Genomic DNA, 18,655 nt, shown 5'->3' with positions numbered 1-18,655 from the left:
TCCTTCGCGTTTCCTCCCCACCTTCCCACATAATGAGATGATAGGATTCGAACTGTGAGACAGTATAACGAAGGATCAGGCATCAAAGTGCTCGACCGCGCAGTCGCCATCGTGGCGGCCGTAGCCAGCGGCGACAAATCGCTCGCAGAGCTCAGCGACGCCACCGAGCTGCCCCGGGCCACCGCACACCGCATCGCCACGGCACTCGAGGTGCACCATGTGCTCGCCCGCAACGAACGCGGCGAATGGTCGCTTGGGCCCGCGTTGCCCAGCTACACCGGCGGGCCGTCGCCGAGACTGCTCGCGGCCGCGGCCCCGGTGCTTCGAGATCTCGTCGAGACCACTGGCGAGTCCGCCCAGCTCTACCAGCTCACCGGCACCACGCGCACCTGCATCGCCGCCGCGGAACCCGAAAGCGGACTGCACAACGTGGTCCCGGTCGGCTCCCACCTGACCTTATCCGCCGGCTCCGCCGCCCGCGTGTTCGCGGCTTTTGCCCCCGTCGACGCGCCTTTCGACGCCGCTGACCTGCAGCAAGTCCGTGACGACGGCTTCGCTGAATCCGTGGCCGAGCGCGAAGTCGGGCTCGCATCGGTGTCCACGCCGGTGTTCCAACCGGACGGTGCGCTGGTGGCCGTGCTGTCTATTTCCGGCCCGGCCGAGCGGCTCGGACCGAGCCCCGCAGCCAAGTGGGGCGCCGCGCTCAAGGACGCCACCGCTCGGCTGAGCGCCGAGCTCTAGCCGAGCTCCGGCCTGGTACTGGGGGCGCCAACGGGCCTCAGCGAACGTCGATGTCGTCCAAGCGCCCCGCGGGCCACACCACGTTCTTCGCCAGCGGGATCTGGTGCGACGCGCTCGCCAGGATGCGCATGAAGTAACCAGCGGTGTTCGGGATCGCGACGAGGTCCCCCGCCGCCACACCGCGGGGGAAGCGGATCTTCCGCCGCAGGATCAGTTCGTCCTCGATGCAGTAGGCGCCGACCAAGAACACCTCGATCTCCTCACTCGGCGGGGTCCGCTTGACCAGGTAGGGGTCGATGAGGAAGTTATCCGAGGCCGTGCGGCACTGGATGCGGTTCATGGTTAGGCCCACCAGGGGCACGCCGTCGGAACGGGTCTTGGTGAAGGCGACTTCGGCAAGGGTTAGCCCGCAGCCGTCGACAAGCGAGCGCCCCGGCTCAAGATACAGACGCAACCCGCGCTCGCGCAGCGCCTCTGCGACGCCGCCGGAGAGTACCTCGGTGAGCCACGCGCCGCGCGTCGGCTCCTGCCAGTCCCGGGCCGAGCACGCCGCGCTCGAGGGCGTCGGCGACGAGGGCGCGGGCTCTGCGGTCCTTGGCGCTGCCGCCGGGGTTGAAGGACTCGAGTTTGGCCCAGACCCGGGGCGTTTCCCCTAACGCTCTATTTGAGGGTACGCTCGCCACGTGAGAAAGAGCGGGCAGATTCTTGTACGGGACATTCGTCGTCTACTGCGCGTTCCCCGGGCCTTCATCATCATCGTCGGCGTGCTCATCATCCCCGCGCTCTACGCGTGGTTCAACATCAACGCCTTCTGGGACCCCTACAACCACACCCAGAACATCCGCATCGCGGTGGTCAACAACGACCGTGGCGCCTCCGCCGAACGCGTCGGCGAGGTCGACGTCGGCGAGCAGATCACCGAGCAGCTCAAGGGCAACGACAAGATCGGGTGGGTGTTCCTCCCCGAGGACGAGGCCCGCGACGGGCTCATGCGCGGCGACTACTACGCCATGTTCCTCATCCCGCCGGAGTTCAGCGAGGACCTGCTGAGCCTGGTCAGCGGCACCTACACGCAGCCGGTGCTGGAGTACTACGTCAACGAGAAGAGCAACGGCGTCGCCCCCTCGATCACCGACGCCGGCGCCTCCGCCGTCGACACGGCCGTGTCCGAGGCCTTCAAGAAGAAGGTCGGCGAGGCCGCGGCGACCGAGCTGCGCAACAAAGGATTCGCGACGCGCGCTAACGCCGAGGAGGCCCGAGGCAAGGCCTCCGGGAGCTTCGGCCAGATCGCCGCCGACCTCGACGCCTCCCAGGGGCGGGTGGCCACGATGAAGCAGAGCATCATCGGGGCGCGCCCGGTCGTCGCCGAGCTGAACACCCTCGTCGGCTCCGTCGACGACACCCTCCGGTCCGTGGACTCCTCCCTCGGCGAGGCCGAGGGGATCATCGCCGAGCTGCAGAAGTCCTCCGCCGGTTTCAGTGCCAACACGTCGGCCGCGCTCGTCGAGTCCACCAACGCACTCAGCCTCGGCGCCGCCTCCGCCAGCGCCTCCATCGCGGAGGCGACGGGCCAGCTCGGCACCGCCCAGGGGCGGGTGCGCTCCGCCGTCGGCGAGGTCGACGGCGTGGTCAAGCAGGGCGAATCCGCCGCCGCGCAGCTGCGTGCCATGTCGGCCGGGGCGGCCCTATCGCCCGAGGTCCGCGCTCAGCTCGACGCCGCGGCCAGCGCGCTGGAGGAGCGTACCGCCGCCTCCCGCGCCGTCCTCGACGGCCTGAACAACGTGGACCGCAGCGCGGGCGCCGCGCTGGCGTCGATAGGCGAGCTCGGCGACTCCCTCGAGGCCGCGACCGCCGACTCCAACGCCGCAGCGCGCGACGCGAGCACGCAGCTCGGCGAGTCCGTGCCCGCGATCAACGCCTCGCTCGCGCAGGCCTCCGGCAGCGTCGCCTCCGTGCGCGGCGCGCTGAGCAGCCAGCGTGCCCTGCGCGAGGAAACGACCTCCCTGCTCGCCGGGGTGGACAACCAGCTCGCGGCCAGCCTCGGCATCCTCGACGAGGTCTCGGGCAACCTCGGCACGCTTGCCGACGGCGCCCGCTCCGCCCAGTCCGACATCAACGCCCTCCTGGCCACCTCCGACTCGAAGGCCCTCAACACTGTCACGAACCTCAACTCCGCGAAGATCGGCGAGTACATCTCCTCGCCCGTCACCGTCGAGCAGCAGGCCGTCTTCCCCACGGAGAACTACGGCAGCTCCATGGCCTCCTTCTTCACCAACCTGGCCCTGTGGATCGGCGCGTTCGTGCTGACGATCATCTTCCGCGTCGAGGTCGACACCGAGGGCTTCCGCCGCCTCACCGTCGGCCAGGCCTACCTCGGCCGCTTCCTCCTCTTCGCCACGCTCTCGGTGCTCCAGGCCGTCGTGGTGACGCTCGGCAACGTGGCCTTCGGGGTGCAGATGCAGTCCGTCACGGCCTTTCTCGCCACCGCAATCGCCATCGGGGTCGCCTACACGGCGATCATCTACTCCATCGTCTCCGCGCTCGGCCACATTGGCCGCGGCATCGCCGTCTTCCTCGTCGTCATCCAGATCCCGGGCGCGTCGGGCCTCTACCCCATCGAGCTCATGCCCGACTTCTTCCGCCACATCTACCCCTTCCTCCCCTTCCGCTACGGCATCGACGCGATGCGCGAGACCATCGCCGGGTTCTACGACCACCACTACCTCCGCTTCATGGCGGCGCTTCTCGCCATGTCCGCCGCGGCCTTCGCCCTGGGGTGGCTGTTCCGACTCACCTCCTCGCACGCCAACCTCCTGTTCAACCGCCAGCTCGCGCGCACGAACCTGATCACCAACGAGAAGGTGGAGGTCATGGGCTCGCCCTACCGCGCGTCCGACATCATGGCCGCCCTGTCGGACCGGGATGAGTTCCGCGGTGGCGTCGAGAAGCGGGCGCGGATGCTGCGGGAGAACTACCGCACCCTCATCTTCGGCGGGATCGTCGTGGGCGTTGTCGGCATCGTCATCATCACCCTGCTCACCATGCTCCTGCCCACCGACAAGACGATCATGCTGGCCATCGTCGTCGCCTGGTCGCTGCTGGTCACCCTCTACCTCGGCGCGGTGGAGTACTTCACGCAGAGCCTCGTCGACGCCGAACAGGTCTCACGCCTCGGCGAGGCCGAGCTGCGCGACGCCGTGATCCACCGCCACGACTCCGCCGGCACCAGCGTCACCATCGGGCCCGCGGACGCCGAAAGCGAGGACACCAAGTGAGAACCGTCTTCTCCATCGCCTACAACGACCTGCGCCGGCTCTACACCAACGTCATGGCGGGCATCGTCATGGTCGGCCTCATCGCCATCCCCTGCCTCTTCGCCTGGTTCAACGTGCTGGCCGCGTGGGACCCATTCGGCAACACCGATCGCCTCGAGGTCGCGGTGGCCAACACCGACCGCGGCCACACGAGCGACCTCACCCCGCTGGCCGTCAACGTCGGCGACATGGTGCTCTCCCAGCTCTACCGCGACGACTCGATGGACTGGGTCATCACCGACGTCGACGACGCCATCGAGGGCGCGAAATCCGGCGAGTACTACGCCGCCATCGTCCTGCCTCCCACGCTGAGCGACGACATGTTCACCTTCTACGCCGACGACGCCGAACCCAGCCGGATCGACCTCTACATCAACGAGAAGAAGAACCCCATCTCCCCGCTGCTCATCTCCAGCGGCACGCAGGGCGTCAGCGCCCAGATCAGCGCGTCGTTCACCAGGGCCCTCTCCGAGGTGTCATTCGGGTTGATCGAGACGACCTCGGACTACTTCAACGAGGCGGAGACCAAGCAGGCGCTCGACTCCATCGCGACCCGCACCGCCAACGCCCGCGACCAGCTGCTCTCCAGCGCCAACACCGTCGACGCGCTCGCCTCGCTCACAGAGTCGAGCGTGCCGCTCGTCGACAGCGCCGAGCGGATCTCCGGGGCGCTGGGCGACTCTCTCGGGCAGGTCCACCCCGTCGACCTCGGGGTCACCGGGGCGAGCCTCGGCGGAGACGGCGCGGCGCTTGCGGCGGCGCTGGGGGCGACGTCGGTAAGCTTCGCCGCCGTGAGCGACCGTGTCGGCCAGCTGCTGGCGGACTCCTCCGCCACCTCCCAGGCCACCGCCGCGAACCTGACGGACATCGCCGCGCGCGTCGATGTCCAGGTGAAGCAGTACACGGCCCTGCGCGACACCATCAACGGGCATGTCGGCCCGGTGCTTCCCCCCGACGCCCAGCCGGGGGTGCGCGCGGTGGTCGGCGACCTCAACGACGCCATCGCCCGCCAGACGGCCGTGCGCGACCGACTCAACGACGCCGCCGCGCACCTCACCGCCGGGCAGGGCGGCCGGGACGGGAAGAACGCAGACCGGCAGGAGATCGAGGACTCGATCGCCCGGGCCCGCGAGGCGATGGACTCGGCCAAGAATTCCTACGACACCGGGATCCGCCCGCGCCTCGAGGCGCTGTCGGGCTCGCTGGACAACGTCCGCGCGAACGTCGACAAGGCCCGCTCGGACATGGACGGCGTCTCCTCTGCCCTGGCCAACCGGCCCGGCTCGCTGCGCGACACCCTCGCAGCCTCCGGTTCAAACCTGCGCGGCACGGCGGAATCTCTGCGCGCCAACGCGGCGAGGATGCAGGAGGCGAAGCAGTCGATCGCGCAGGCGCGCTCGAGCGGGGACCTGACGAAGCTGGCCGACCTCGTCTCCAGCCACCCGGAAGTGCTCGCCGACGCCCTCGTCGACCCAGTCAAGGTGGAGCGCAAGGAGGTCTTCCCCCGCGTCAGCTTCGGCGCCGGCATGGCCCCGCTCTACACGGTGCTCGCCCTGTGGGTGGGCGCCCTGTTGACGTCGGTGGCCGTGCGCACGGACGATCGCTCCATCGAACAGAACGTGGTCGATCCCGACCGCCTCACCGCGGGCCAGAAGTACTTTGGCCGCTACCTGACGTTCGTGACCACCGGCCTGGCCCAATCCACGCTCCTCATGGCGGGGCTCATCGTCTACGTGGGCATCGAGCCCGCGCACCCCTTCCTCCTCTACATGGCGGGGTGGGTCTCGAGCCTGGTCTTCCACCTGATCTGCTACACGCTGGTGCTCTCCCTGAGCAACGCCGGCAAAGCCGTGGGCGTGCTCATCCTGGTGCTCCAGGTCTCGGCTGCGGGCGGAGCCTACCCGCTGCAGCTGCTGCCGGGCTGGACGCAGGCGATCAGCCCCTGGCTGCCCGCGACCTACTCGATCCGCGCTATGCGCGCCGCGGTCTTCGGCACCTACGGCTGGGACTTCTGGCGAGCCCTCGGTTGCCTCGTCCTCTTCGTGCTGCCTTTCCTCTTCCTCGGCCTCTGGCTGCGTCACCGGCTGCACCACGCGATCGGCCGCATGGACGAGGCGGTCGCCCAGACCAAGGTGATGATGACGTAGGCCGCCCGCCTACAGCTCGATGGTGCCACGCACGCGCGCGGTGACCAGCCCGCCCACCCAGATTTCGCGACCGTCGTCGATAAGCAGCTTATGCTTCGACGAACCCCTCGCCGATGCGCCACTGGCGCTTCGTGCCGAGGCTGACCGCGGCGTCCGGGTCCTCCACGTCCGAGACGCGGTAGTACAGCATGTCCACGTAGTCGTAGTGGATGCTGGCGATGCCGTAGCCGTGCGCGTCAAAGTCGATGTGGTTGACCCACGGGTTGTAGTCCCGGATAACCTTCTCCACCAGCAGCGAGGTGGAGTTGTCTTCCTTGTGGTAAGTGCCGAACGCGGTGGTCAGGATCTCGTCCACATTCGGCGCAGAGATGGAAGTGGTGACCATCTCGCAGCCGATCTCGCCGAAGCCGGACGGCGAGGCGATCGAGTTCGCCCACTCCGAGTGAATATCGCCGGTGAGGAACAGTGCGTTCGACTCCTGCTCATCCAACATGGTGAGCAGGCGGTCGCGCTCCGCGGCGTAGCCGTCCCACTGATCCGAGTTCACCGCGATGCCCGTTGCGCGCTCCTTCATATAACCTGCAGCGATGTTGGCCTTCTCGTCGTCCGGGATGGTGACAAATCGCATCGGCGAGACCATCACCGAGTTGCCCAGCACATCCCAGCGGGCCGTGGACTCCTGCAGCTGCTGTGCCACCCAATCGAACTGAGCCTTGCCCAGCATCGTGCGGTCGTCGTTGGCGAAGTTCGCGCCGGAGGTCTCCGCGTCGCGGTAGGTGCGAAGATCCATCATGGTCAGCTGCGCCAGGTCGCCGAACTTGAAGCTGCGGTAGAGCAGCTGCTCCTCACCCGCGGACTGCGCGCGCACCGGCAGCCACTCAAAGTAGGCCTGCTTCGCAGCGCTCAAGCGTTCCGGCCACTCGCCCTCCACGCGGCCGTCGGTGTGGTTCTCCGCACCGTTGAGCCAGCTGTTGTTTGCCGTTTCGTGGTCGTCCCAGACGACAATCCACGGGCACGCCGCGTGCGCGGCCTGCAGGTTGAGGTCCGTGCGGTAGCGGCCGTGGCGCTGGCGGTAATCCTCCAGCGTGGTGATCTCCCACTCCGGGTGGTGCATGCGCGCGACACCGCTCTTACCTGCGTACTCGCCGGTCGGGTACTCGTAGATGTAATCGCCGAGGAAGACCACGTGGTCGATCTCGCCGGCGCGGGCGCGCTGCGCCATGTCGCCGTACGCGCTAAAGAAGCCGGACTCCCAGTTCGCGCACGAGGCGATGGCCAGGTTGAGATTATCCAGGCTCGCGTCCTCCTTCGGCGCCGTGAGGGTGCGGCCGACCGGGGAGGTCGCGCCCTCGAACTCGCCGCTTTTCACGATGAAGCGGTAGAAGTACTCAGTCGCCGGCTCCAGGCCCTCCGGGTCGACGTGGACGGTGTGGTCCGAATCCGCCGAGGTGGTTACGCTGCCGGTCTGCGGGTTACCAAAGTCCTCCGAGGTGTCGATCTGCCACTCCAGCTCCACGTCCTCGCCCAGGCCGGAGCCCGGCAGCGCCTCGCGGGACGGAGTCACGCGGGTCCACAACACCACGCGGTCCGGCAGCGGGTCGCCGGATGCGACGCCGTGGAGGAACGGCAGGTCCCACTCGCTTGCCGGGGCCGGTTCTTCCGGAGTGGACACCGTGCCGCGCCGTGCGGCGTAGGCGCCGCCGGTGCCGATGGCGGTTGCGGCTGCTGCCGCTGCGACAGTTTGCAGGAACACACGACGATTGACACGGAACTTTGAGCTCATGCAGCTTACTTTCAACGAGCTATCAGTGCCGCGCCATTACAACTGCGCGGAGTTGCCTAATGTTCACTTCAAATTCACCGAGGTGACGAGATTCTTGTAACCGGCTGTTAAAACCGCGTGACTTATGTAGGGGCACATGACTGTTCTGCGATCCCAGCCCCACCGTTCCCACCGCCGCAGCGCTGTTGCCGCCGCGGTGGTTGTTTCTTTGTTTGCACCGTTTACCGTCGCCGTTGACGCCTCCGCTCAGGAAGAGGCCGTCAACTCTAAGATCAGCCGCATCGTGCTCGGCATCGGTTCGGACGCCACCGAGGCCAACCTGGCATGGCAGTCCAGGACAAGCGAGGCGCAGTACCTGGAGTACTGGCCGGCGGACGACCCGAGCGACGTCACCAGCGTCGAATCCACGAAGGGCCGCTACAACGCGGCGATCTTTTACCCGCACGAAGCGACGATGACGGGCCTGGCGCCGGACACCGAGTACGTCTACCGCGTCGGCAACGAGGACCGTGGCTGGAGCGAGCAGCGCACCTTTACCACCGGCGCGGATTCGGACACCTGGAACTTCCTCGCCATGGCGGACGCGCAGATCGGCGTAGACGCCAAGATCGACGAGCAGTCCGCCGCCTGGAACAAGGCAGTCAACGTCGCCACCGGCGAGCACCCGGATTCCGCGTTCCTCATGCTCCTCGGCGACCAAGCCGAGGGATGGGGTGCACCGGTGGCGCAGCTCGAGGCGTTTACCGCGCCCGAGAAACTGCAGAACTACCGCCTCGCTGTGCTGAAGGGCAACCACGAGACCTACGCGCCGGACCGCCACTTCCAGGACACCTACTTCCTGCCCAACGAGGTTGGCACAACCGCGAACTACTTCTTCAACTACAACAACGTGTTGTTCATCGGCCTCGACGGCAACCGCTCGGACGCGGCCGATATTGAGACGCACGCGCAGTTTGTTAACGACGCCATCGCCACCAACGGCGCGGACGCGGACTGGGTCATCGTTGGCATCCACCAGGCACCGTTCTCTCAGGGCACCCACTACACCGACTCGGATGTGGTGCGCCTGCGCGAGCAGCTCACCCCGAAGCTGTCCGAGGCTGGCGTGGATCTGGTCTTAAGCGGCCACGACCACATCTACACCCGCTCCCACCTGATGAACGGCTTCGACCCGGTCATCCCCGAAGGCGCGGCCAAGTCCGGCGACGTGCTCATCCCGGAGGATGGCGAGGTGCTCTACCTCACCTCCACCACCGCAACCGGCGGCAAGTACTACGACTTCCATGACGAGTCGGGCAAGACCCACCCCAATATCCGCGAGGAGCGCGCTCACGACCTCGCACACGCCTCCACCGCGCGTTGGCGCCAGGATTACAACCCGGACTACACCAACATCAGCGTCTCCCCGACCGAGCTGAAACTGACCACCTACAACATCAACACCCCGTACGTGGTGGACCAGGTCACGCTGCAGAAGAAGGACGCGGAGAAGCCGACGACCGAGCAGAAACCGACCACCGAGCAGAAGCCGACGACCGAGCAGAAGCCGACCTCTGAACAGGCAACCACCGAGCAGAAGCCTGCTCCGGAGACAATCACGACGACGCAGACCTCCGAGAAGCTGGTCACCACCACGAATACCTCTGTTAGCACCGCGACCGTGACGGAGACGTCCACGCAGACCTCGCCGGAAACCAAGGTCGTAGAGAAAACCAAGGCGGTGCCGACCACGGTGAAGGAAACCGTGACGAAGACCGAGACGGTTGAGGTGCCGACCACCATCACCAAGGGCGCTGAGCCGGAGATCACCACCAAGACATCCGTCGCCACCGCCACCGTGACGGAGACGTCCACGCAGACCTCGCCGGAAACCAAGGTCGTGGAGAAGACCAAGACGGTTCCTACCACGATCAAGGAGACCATTACCAAGAATGCCGAGCCGCAGGAGCCGACTGAGAATCAGGGCGCAGGCGAGGACACGGAGAACACCGGCAAGGACGCCACGGGCAGCGTGTCCGGCAGCAGCACCGGCGGCATCATCCTCACCGTGCTGGCAATCCTGATCGCCGTCCTCGGCGCGATCTTCGCGGCACTGTCCTACGTCCACCCGCAGTGGATCCAGGACATCCGCAAGCAGTTCAACATCTAGCGCGAAACGCAGAACCCGCCACCGCGATCACCCGGATCGCCGTGGCGGGTTCTGTGTCTTTCAGCAGCCGTTTCTAGCGCTCTGCTGCAGCGGCGCTCACGCGGTCTGCCCAGCGTTCAATGCCGTGCTGCTTGGTGCGCTTCAGCGTGTCGTGGCCGAGCACTAACCCTTCGTTCATGCGGCCGGCCGCGGCGAGGTGCTCCTGCCCCACGAGCGTGGCGTCCGGCTTCACGTGCAGCGCATTCGTGTCGGCGTAGCGCAGGCCGATTCCGGCGTCCACCAAGTTGCCCACCAGCGTGCCTTCGACAATCCCGGGCGGCGCCTGCACCGCGTCGATGACGACGGTCGCGCTGACCTCCTCGGCCAAGTCGCGGAGGTCCTCCTCGCCGCGGGCGATGAGCTCGATGCGGATCCGGCCTTCGTCGATAAGCTCGAGCATGGTCTGCGCGGACTCCACCGGAGGGCCGAAGCCGACGCGCTCCAGCGTGGACACGAAAGCGTCGAAGTCCTTCCCACCCAAGGTGTGGCGGCCGCCGTAGGAGGCGCGGTCGATCACCGCGTCGTAGGTGTCGCGGAATGCAAGCGCCACGGCGAGCGCCGGCGTCCAGGGGCGCTCCCCGCGCGCCGCCGCAACGGAAGCGCGGAGCTCCGCTACCGGATCGCCGGTGAAGTCCTCGCCGCGCAACACCTTCCGGATGTCGTCTTCCCCGCCGTCGCCGCCGGCGATGCGGAGGATCTCCGTGGCGCAGTCCGCAAGGATGTCTTCCAACTCCTCGAGGCCTTCGCAGTCGAGGATCTTCTGCGAGGCCTCCTCGATGTGCGGCTGCGCCGCCTCCTTCGCCTTGCCTTCGAAGTACGCCTTGACCTCCATGAACCGCCCCGACCGGGTCACGGGGTAGAACACTTTCGCGTCCGCGTACTTCACCACGTCAATGAAGGTCAACGCGGCGCCGCGGACCAACGCCACATCGTCCGGGCTCACTGCGTCCAGGTTCGACGCCGGATAGGCGGGGGCGACCACCTTGAGGTCGCCGAGGTCCGCGTGCGCGAGCGAGCCGGGCCAGTCATGCGCATGCCCGGTGACCATGAGCACCTCGTCGAAGTGCTCGCCGAGCACGTCCACCCCGCTGTCGGTGGGCTCGACCATCTCAATGTTTTCCACCCGGTGGGTGAGGCTGCAGCGCTCCGGCAGGTTCTCCTCGAGCGCGCGCCACGACTTATCCAGGTGCTCGCCGACGTGCCGGCGGCTGGGAAAATCGTCCGGAAGCTCATCGTCCGGGTCGAGCGGCCCGAGTTTCGTCTCCACGATGGACTTGGGTGCGTTGAGGATGAACTCTTCCGGCACCGAATCTCGAAACGCCCCGGGTGCGGAGGACTCCTCCAACGGTTTGGCGTCGAACACCGTCACGTCGATAGCCGCGCCGCGCTCCCGTGCTTGTTCCATGAGCTCTTCTGACGCCCACAGGCCGCGCGGGCCGGCGCCGATAATCGCTACCTTCATCACCGAATTTTGCATGCGCTCCAGCTTATGCGCCGCGTGCCTCCAGCCGCTCAACCTGGCGGGCCAGCTCCTCACCCAGCGGATTTCCCGGTAGCCGTTCCTGCACCAGGTCCGCCACGGAGCGGTACCACCACAGCTGGCGCTCCTTGCCGGAGTTGAAGCGGCCCCACAGCTCATCGCCCAACTGGTCCAGGTCCGCGTGGATGGACAACAGGTTGTGCAGCTTGTCGGCCGCGGAGATGAGCACGCTGCCGTCGTCCGCCTCCCGCAGATGCGCCAGGTAGGCGTCCGAGCGGTCCTGCCAGCTGGAAAGCGTGCTGTCCTTGGTCACCCCGCGCACCAGCTCCACCACCCGGTCGCCGAACTCCTCGGCCATACGCTCGGGGCTGTATTCCTCGGGCACGTCCTCCAAAATGTCGTGGAATAGCGCCGCGACGAGCACATCTTCATCATCGGTGACCTGGGAGACGAGGTGCATCACGCCGAATACGTGGGAAACGTACGGGATGTCGGTGCCTTTACGGACGTGGTCGCGGTGCGCCCACGCTGCGGTGTTGATTGCTTGGATAAGTCGCGGGGACGCGACGGGAGCATTGGTCATGCCAGCCCCTTTCTGTCGGGAACGCTTCACACGATACGAGCGCCGCCGACATCACCATCCCGCTATTCGCACACCTATTCTATCCCATGTCCAGCGTCCCCCGCACCCGCACCCGCGCGCGACCACCGACCCAGATGTTCTCACCGTCGTCCGTGATCTCAACACGCCCGTCGCGCCCGAGCGCCGTGCCCTGCGAAACCGTGTACTCCGCCGGCACGTCTCCCCTCCCTCGCAGCCACTGCGCCATCGCGCCGTTCGCGCTGCCGGTGACTGGGTCCTCGAACGTCGGCGTGAATGCGCGCAGCTCATAGGCCGGATCGGCCCCACCCGTCAGCGCCGCAAACGCCACCTTCAGGCCGCTATCCGCCGGCTTCTTCAGCGCCCGCAACGCGTCCAGACTATCCAAAAGCGCCAGCTTCCAGCCGGGGCCGTTGTCGCCGAAGGTGGCGTCGACAAGCAATTGCTTGTCGACGCCAAAGGTCTCGCACACCTCGTCCTTCTCCCCCTCCGAGAGCTGGTCGTCGCGCTTGAGCGGAGGGGTGGCGAACGCGAGGGAGTCGTCCTCGATGTGGACCTCGACGTTGCCCACGCCGCACTCCTGAATCACGCAGCCGTGGTTGCGCGGCGTGTTGCCGAGCTCCAGCCACGCACGCGCCGTGCCGAGCGTGGGGTGGCCGGCGAAGGCGTACTCCTCTACCGGCGTGAAGATGCGCACGCGGTAGTCCGCCTCGGGGTTCGTCGGTTCGAGCAGGAATGTCGTCTCGGAGAAGTTGGTCCACGACGCAATCTGCTGCATCTGCTCGTCGCTCAAACCGTCCGCACCGCAGATGACGGCGAGCGGGTTGCCCGAGAACGCGCCGGTAGCGAAGACATCGATTTCAAAGAAGTCCAGGGAAGTCACCCAGCCAAGGCTACCAATGCGAAAACTCCCGACCCGGAGTCCGGATCGGGAGTTTTTCTTTGTACCCCGTACGGGATTTGAACCCGTGTTACCGCCGTGAGAGGGCGACGTCCTAGGCCGCTAGACGAACGGGGCGCGCTCGCTTGTTTGCGACCTATTAACAATAAAGGACGCTATTGTCCTCCAACAAATCGGCAGGTTAGGGTCGTTTTTAAGCGCTGTAGACCAACGGGGCGTGGACGTTGACGCCGACCGTTTCGCCAACTTCTGGGGTGGTGCGGGCCGAAGTGCGTGCGCGAAACTCCACACCGTCCACATCGATGGTGAGCGAGTAGCCGGACACCTCAAAAAGCGAGGAGGTGACCCGGCCGTTTAGTACGTTCCGCTCCCCTGGCGCTGCCACTTCTACCGCCTCAGGCAACACCGCAACGGTGACAGCACCTCTATGGCCTGATGCGCCAACCATCTCCACATGCGCAGTCGGCCATTCCATGGCAGGCGTTGTGACGACCACGCGGCCATCGATAATTTGTCCCTCTAACAGCGTCGCGTCAGCGATAAAGGAGGCCACCCACGGCGAAGCTGGTTGAGCGACGATATCCCTCGGCGAGGCAAACTGCGCGAGCTTGCCGTCTCGCAACAAGGCGATGCGATCGGCGATGGCAATCGCTTCCTTGCGGTCGTGGGTCACGTGCACTGTAGTTAGGGAAGACCGCTTAGTCAGTGCAACAAGCTCTCGGCGAAGACTGTCTCGCAGTGGTTCGTCGAGAGCCGACAAAGCTTCGTCGAGAAGCAGCACTTGAGGCTTGGCCACAATCGCGCGCGCGAGTGCGACTCGCTGCCGCTGACCGCCAGACAACGTTGAAGGTTTCCGGTCTCCGTAGCTCTCCAACCCAACGGTGCGCAACGTCGATTCGACGAGCTGTTGTTGTTGCTTCTTGCTCGTACCTGCGCGTTTGAGCGGGTAGGCGACATTATCCGCAACACTCATGTGCGGCCAGACTGCGTGCTGCTGAAACACCATGCCCATCCGCCGCTTTTCTGGCGGTGTGCGAGTCACGTTTGTGCCGTCGAGGGAGACCGTGCCTGTGGAGGGCTGCACAAACCCGGCGAGAGTGCGCAGCAGCGTGGTTTTGCCCGAGCCGGACGGGCCGACTAGCGCTACGAACTCGCCGCTACCAACGCGTAGGTTGATGTCGTCCAACCCAACGGCACCGTCTGGGAATACGACGCTGAGGCCGTCAATCGCAATGTCACTCATCAGGACTCCTTGTCAGGGGTGCGCACGGTCAGTGCCAGGGCGGCAATACCGATTACTGCAAACATCAATGCAAGCGCTGAAGCTTGGTTGTAGTTTCCGGACTGTTGGAGGTTGAATAGTTGCACACCAATTGTTGTGGTGCCCGGAGCAACGAGCAGAATTGACACGGTGAGCTCGCGCACCGCGGTGACTGCAACGAGAACTGCCCCGGAGAACGCCGCTGGTACAGCCATTCGCCCCGAGGTATCCACGATTGAGCGCACCCTACCCGCGCCAGAAATTCGTGCCGCTTCTTCCACTGCAACCGGAATCTTGCTCATCGGTGCGCGCACAGCCTGCAGCACCAAGGCTGTGAAGGCGCAGACGTATGCCAACAGGATCACCCAACGGGTGTTGTAGAGCCCCGTGTACCTGCCCACAATGAGCCATCCGACGCCAATGATCAGCCCAGGGAGTGCAGCCGGAAGCAATGTAGCCAGAGATAGCGGCGTGTTAGTACGCGCGCGGGTGCGGGTGACCAAAATGCCGATCGCCCAACCCAGCAGACCGCACAGTAGTGCGGCACCGCCTGCGAGAGCGACCGAGTTAGTGAAACCGTCAACCACCCGCGGGTTGCTCAGGGTGCGCTGAAGATTCGACAGCGAGATGGTCTCCAACGTAAACGGCACACCCGGGGCCGGAAGCAGCGCACGGTGAGCGAGCCCCAAGATCGGACCGAGGGTAACCGCGAGTGCAAGGACCCAGGACACCACGGTGACAGGAACTCTCGCCACACCGAGTGAAAGTTTCATCGTGCTGGCGCCACTGACTTGCGAGGAGGCTCGGCGCGACACCGCGTAATCTGCCACCACGGCGATAATGCCCAGCAGCATCAACACTGCTCCAACTGTGGACACGACCTGCAGCGGGTTGTTTACCGTGCCTGATTCCATAAACCGGTAACACATTGTCGCTAATGTCTCGAACTGCACCGGCGACCCCAGAATCGATGGAATACCGAAGTCGGCGAGGTTCGACACTGCCGTCAGGGTGAAGGCGCTCAAGAATGCTGGCCCCAACAGCGGGATGGTCACAGTGCGCAGCACCGTGCCACTGCCCGCGCCACTAACGCGTGCAGCCAGTTCGAGATCAGAGGGGATCTGGCGCAACGCTGCGGCCACAATGACGTACACAACCGGGTACGAGTGCAACGTCATCAGAAAGACAATGCCGTCGGCTCCGTACAGGTCCCACAGCGGCCGGTCGAACAGCGCATTGAGCCCCTGGTTTCGGCCAAACAGCTGCAGCCAGGAAATGGCACCGACGAACGGTGGGACTAACAGCGGCGAGAGCAGAAATAAGCGTAATCCCGTTGCTCCACCAACATCGGTGCGCTCCAAAACAATCGCAATCGTGCCACCGATGAGTACCGCGCCCATAGAAGACAGCACGGTGGTAATCACGGAATTCCAAGTGGCGCGCGCCAAGCCTTGTTCCACAAGTACCGGAAACTGATTTCCCCCGAGCGCGAGTGAGACCACCATCGCGAGAGGAACAATGAAAATCGCCGCGGCAACCAACCACACCCCTAGGCGAGCGAGGTTGAGCCCCGGCGAAGAAACGCGTTGCATTGCCACCTAGTTCATCGCGCTCTGGAAGAACTCTACGGAACGTGCGCGATCGTCCGTCAGTGTCTGCAGATCAGCATCCATCAACGCAATATCATCAAGCTCCGGGGCATCACCCGGCGTACCGACGCCGTCAATGATCGGCAAGTAGTTCTGCTCGACTGCTAGTTCTTGGCCCTTCTTCGACAGCACAAAGCTAATAAACACCTCCGCCGCAGACTGGTTCTTCGAATCCGCGAATACTGCGATCGGCTCGGTGATGTACGGCGAGCCTTCGGTGGCGTAGACCTCCTTAACCGGGGATCCCTGTGCCGCCAGATCGCGCACGAGGTAGTCCACCACTACGCCGACCGGGTGGCCACCACCCGCAATCTCCTGCGAGGTCGGGCCGTTGGATGCAGCAATCATCGGTGCGTTCTCACCCAGCGCGGTGAGCCAGTCTTCACCGAGCTCGTCGTTGTTCATCCACACCGTGGCGTTGTATGCGGCTGCGCCGGAAACTGCCGGGTCCGGCATGACGATCTTGTCGCGGAACCGTGCGTCGGTCAGATCAGTCCAAGACTGTGGTGCATCAGCTTCATCGATCACTGAGGTGTTGTACGCAAGAACGGTAGAGATGATGCGGGTGCCAACGTAGTACCCCTCCGGGTCCACGGCGCTGTCGATAACCTCACCAGCTTCCACATCATTCAACTGTGCGAGCAGGTCTTCAGACTTGAAGGCCTCAAAAGTTGGTGCGTCCGCCGCCCAGATCAGGTCGGCCTCCACGGAGCCAGATGCCTTTTCTGCCTCGATACGCGCTTTGAGGTCACCGGTGCCTGCACGATAAACCTGCACGTCTACATCTGGGTGCTCCTCATTAAACGCTGCGATAATTTCGTCGACCTTCTCCTCCGGCTCGGAAGTGTAAAGCGTGAGCGAACCGGTGGCAGAGTCCTTTGCCGCGTCTTCAGCAGCATTCCCGGCGGAGGTTCCTTTGCTAGATGCTGTGTCCTCTGTAGGCTCAGAGCAGCCAGCGAGAGCGAGCATCGCGGCGCTGAGGGTGGCAATTGCAGACAGAGACTTTCGTGTGAATTTCATTAAGAACTCCTTTGCGCACGGTAAAAACAGCACTTACCTTAACACCGCATCCCACCGCACGCTCGCCGAACAGCAGCGCCAGTTGCTACCCACTCGACCCCGCAGACCCGCCGACAGGCTGCGGTGTCTCCTCTGAAAGAGGCGTCTTCGTCACCGGGGTCTCCCGTTCGAAGGGCTGTACGTCGAGCGCCGGGCCGATCACCGACCAGCTTTTGCGCATGGACTTCTCAAACAGGCCCCAGCTGTGCGTGCCTTCCACCTGCGGGTACCACCGCACGTCCAGGCCGGCGCGCTGCGCCCTATCCACGAAGTATTCAGAGCACGCGTACGACGCAGACTCGATCGCCACGGGCGGGCCTATGCGTTCGGAGGACGTCTTCGTGTCGTCGATAGCGCCGGGCACCCCCTGCGCGGCGGAGATAAACAGCTTCGTGTTGTCCAGTGCGTCGAGATGCAGCACGGGCGAGTGCGCCATCCACGCCGGGTTGGAGGACATGCCCCACATCTTGCGGGGATCCGCCCCGTTGAGCTTCAAGGCCTGGCGCACGTATGTGTCGCCAAGGACACCGGAGGTAGCCGGGCACCCGGAGTACGACGCCGCGGCGGCAAACCGCTCCGGTTCCAACGACGCAATATTCAGTGCTGGCCCGCCGGACATGGAAATGCCCGCGATCGCGTCGCGGCCGGTGCCGTGGAATTGCTCGTCCATAAGCGGGGGCAGCTCTTTGGTGAAGTACGTGAGCCACTTGTTGCGCCCCGTCGCATCGTCTTCGTGGTACCAATCAGCCTGCATTGAGGAGACTGAGCCGATCGGAGTGACCACATTGACTAGTTTGTCCTGGAAGAACTCCTGGTAGTCGGACGAGTTGCGCCAGGACCAGCCGTTGGCGGCACCGTCCGCCCCCATCAGCAGGTAAAACGTGGGCCGCGGAGTGTCGTTATCCGGCCCGCCGGGCAGGATTACCTCGTTTTTGACCTCTCTATCCATCGATGGCGAATACACGACGACCTCGTAGACGTCGTTTTCAATGTGCGTCACTGATTTCAGGGTCGCGGGCTTGGCGTCCGGTTCCGGGAACGTCTCGGCGACGTTGCTGGAGCCATCGCCTATCGACGACCCGCTTGCCGCCGACCCCTCATAGAGCGGCGCACCGAAGACACCCCCGCCAAGCGTTGCGAGGAAGAGCGCCGGCACTGCGAGCAGTGGAATCGAGGAAGACAAGCTCGACGCCGCTTCTGGCACGCTGAACGCATCGATGAGACTGGAGCCACTTTGACGAATTTCACCGCTGAACAGCGACGACAACTTCCAAACCATGCGCTCACAGTACCGGAAGCAGAAAACCTCCGGCCCATTTGCTGGATCGGAGGTTTTAACGTTGTACCCCGTACGGGATTTGAACCCGTGTTACCGCCGTGAGAGGGCGACGTCCTAGGCCGCTAGACGAACGGGGCATTAGGACACAGAACTTAGAAGCTCTGCAGCTGGCCTACCAGGACTCGAACCTAGAATGACGGTACCAGAAACCGTTGTGTTGCCAATTACACCATAGGCCATCGTTTTCCAGTC

At 64.9% G+C, this 18,655-nt stretch carries 13 protein-coding genes, 3 tRNA genes and 1 pseudogene; 5 read left to right on the top strand and 12 right to left on the bottom strand.

Features of this window, described 5'->3' with window-relative positions; genetic code table 11:
* Window positions 1–54: 54 nt before the first annotated feature.
* The gene (locus tag ACX1NL_RS05570) at window positions 55–741 is read left to right on the top strand and encodes an IclR family transcriptional regulator (RefSeq protein ID WP_269511774.1); all 687 of its coding nucleotides are present in this window, start codon (window positions 55–57) and stop codon (window positions 739–741) included.
* A 37-nt stretch (window positions 742–778) separates the two neighbouring features.
* On the opposite strand, the pseudogene ACX1NL_RS05565 reads toward ACX1NL_RS05570, so the two are convergent.
* Window positions 779–1,273, bottom strand: a pseudogene (locus ACX1NL_RS05565) (type III PLP-dependent enzyme domain-containing protein); the annotation flags it as partial.
* Here ACX1NL_RS05565 and ACX1NL_RS05560 point away from each other — a divergent pair.
* Genes ACX1NL_RS05560 through ACX1NL_RS05550 form a run of 3 tightly spaced genes read left to right on the top strand, consistent with a single transcriptional unit; the run spans window position 1,242 to window position 6,202 of the window.
* Window positions 1,242–1,397, top strand: coding sequence for a hypothetical protein (locus tag ACX1NL_RS05560; protein ID WP_181888315.1), 156 nt, complete (start codon window positions 1,242–1,244; stop codon window positions 1,395–1,397). The pseudogene ACX1NL_RS05565 and the gene ACX1NL_RS05560 sit on opposite strands and share 32 nt — an antisense overlap.
* A gap of 27 nt (window positions 1,398–1,424) precedes the next feature.
* Window positions 1,425–4,016, top strand: a complete 2,592-nt coding sequence (locus ACX1NL_RS05555) for a YhgE/Pip domain-containing protein (RefSeq protein ID WP_458898822.1) — start codon at window positions 1,425–1,427, stop codon at window positions 4,014–4,016.
* Complete coding sequence (locus ACX1NL_RS05550; RefSeq protein WP_269952349.1) at window positions 4,013–6,202, top strand: YhgE/Pip domain-containing protein; 2,190 nt, start codon at window positions 4,013–4,015, stop codon at window positions 6,200–6,202. Before ACX1NL_RS05555 ends, ACX1NL_RS05550 begins: the two co-directional genes overlap by 4 nt.
* 88 nt (window positions 6,203–6,290) lie before the next feature.
* Here the strand turns inward: ACX1NL_RS05550 and ACX1NL_RS05545 are convergent, their stop codons facing one another.
* On the bottom strand, window positions 6,291–7,985 hold the full coding sequence (locus ACX1NL_RS05545; RefSeq protein WP_458898821.1) for an alkaline phosphatase D family protein: 1,695 nt from the start codon (window positions 7,983–7,985) through the stop codon (window positions 6,291–6,293).
* 136 nt (window positions 7,986–8,121) lie between these two features.
* Here ACX1NL_RS05545 and ACX1NL_RS05540 point away from each other — a divergent pair, with 136 nt between their 5' ends.
* Window positions 8,122–10,134: a fibronectin type III domain-containing protein gene (locus ACX1NL_RS05540; protein WP_458898820.1), complete on the top strand. Its 2,013-nt coding sequence runs from the start codon at window positions 8,122–8,124 to the stop codon at window positions 10,132–10,134.
* A gap of 73 nt (window positions 10,135–10,207) precedes the next feature.
* Here ACX1NL_RS05540 and ACX1NL_RS05535 read toward each other — a convergent pair whose 3' ends face one another.
* The 10 genes from ACX1NL_RS05535 to ACX1NL_RS05490 form a co-directional block, all read right to left on the bottom strand.
* Entirely contained in the window at window positions 10,208–11,650 is a 1,443-nt protein-coding gene (locus ACX1NL_RS05535) for an FAD/NAD(P)-binding protein (protein ID WP_269952346.1), read from the bottom strand.
* A 10-nt stretch (window positions 11,651–11,660) separates the two neighbouring features.
* The gene (locus ACX1NL_RS05530; protein ID WP_181888309.1) at window positions 11,661–12,236 is read right to left on the bottom strand and encodes an HD domain-containing protein; all 576 of its coding nucleotides are present in this window, start codon (window positions 12,234–12,236) and stop codon (window positions 11,661–11,663) included.
* A 79-nt stretch (window positions 12,237–12,315) separates the two neighbouring features.
* On the bottom strand, window positions 12,316–13,137 hold the full coding sequence (locus tag ACX1NL_RS05525; RefSeq protein ID WP_458898819.1) for a PhzF family phenazine biosynthesis protein: 822 nt from the start codon (window positions 13,135–13,137) through the stop codon (window positions 12,316–12,318).
* A 62-nt stretch (window positions 13,138–13,199) separates the two neighbouring features.
* A tRNA-Glu gene (locus tag ACX1NL_RS05520) sits at window positions 13,200–13,272 on the bottom strand.
* 76 nt (window positions 13,273–13,348) lie between these two features.
* Window positions 13,349–14,398: an ABC transporter ATP-binding protein gene (locus ACX1NL_RS05515; protein WP_458898818.1), complete on the bottom strand. Its 1,050-nt coding sequence runs from the start codon at window positions 14,396–14,398 to the stop codon at window positions 13,349–13,351.
* Window positions 14,398–16,008 carry an ABC transporter permease gene (locus ACX1NL_RS05510; protein ID WP_458898817.1) on the bottom strand — a complete coding sequence of 537 codons (1,611 nt, stop codon included), beginning with the start codon at window positions 16,006–16,008 and terminating at the stop codon, window positions 14,398–14,400. The genes ACX1NL_RS05515 and ACX1NL_RS05510 overlap by 1 nt, the downstream gene beginning before the upstream one ends.
* A gap of 6 nt (window positions 16,009–16,014) precedes the next feature.
* Entirely contained in the window at window positions 16,015–17,085 is a 1,071-nt protein-coding gene (locus ACX1NL_RS05505) for an ABC transporter substrate-binding protein (protein ID WP_458898816.1), read from the bottom strand.
* 85 nt (window positions 17,086–17,170) lie between these two features.
* Entirely contained in the window at window positions 17,171–18,403 is a 1,233-nt protein-coding gene (locus ACX1NL_RS05500; protein WP_458898815.1) for an alpha/beta hydrolase, read from the bottom strand.
* A 64-nt stretch (window positions 18,404–18,467) separates the two neighbouring features.
* Window positions 18,468–18,540, bottom strand: a tRNA-Glu gene (locus ACX1NL_RS05495).
* A 30-nt stretch (window positions 18,541–18,570) separates the two neighbouring features.
* A tRNA-Gln gene (locus tag ACX1NL_RS05490) sits at window positions 18,571–18,642 on the bottom strand.
* Window positions 18,643–18,655 lie beyond the last annotated feature (13 nt).

It is taken from the genome of Corynebacterium sp. CQ3829_602738 (assembly GCF_054478435.1).
The sequence above is the reverse complement of the archived record's forward strand: the minus strand, read 5'-3'. Positions and strand labels throughout refer to the sequence as shown.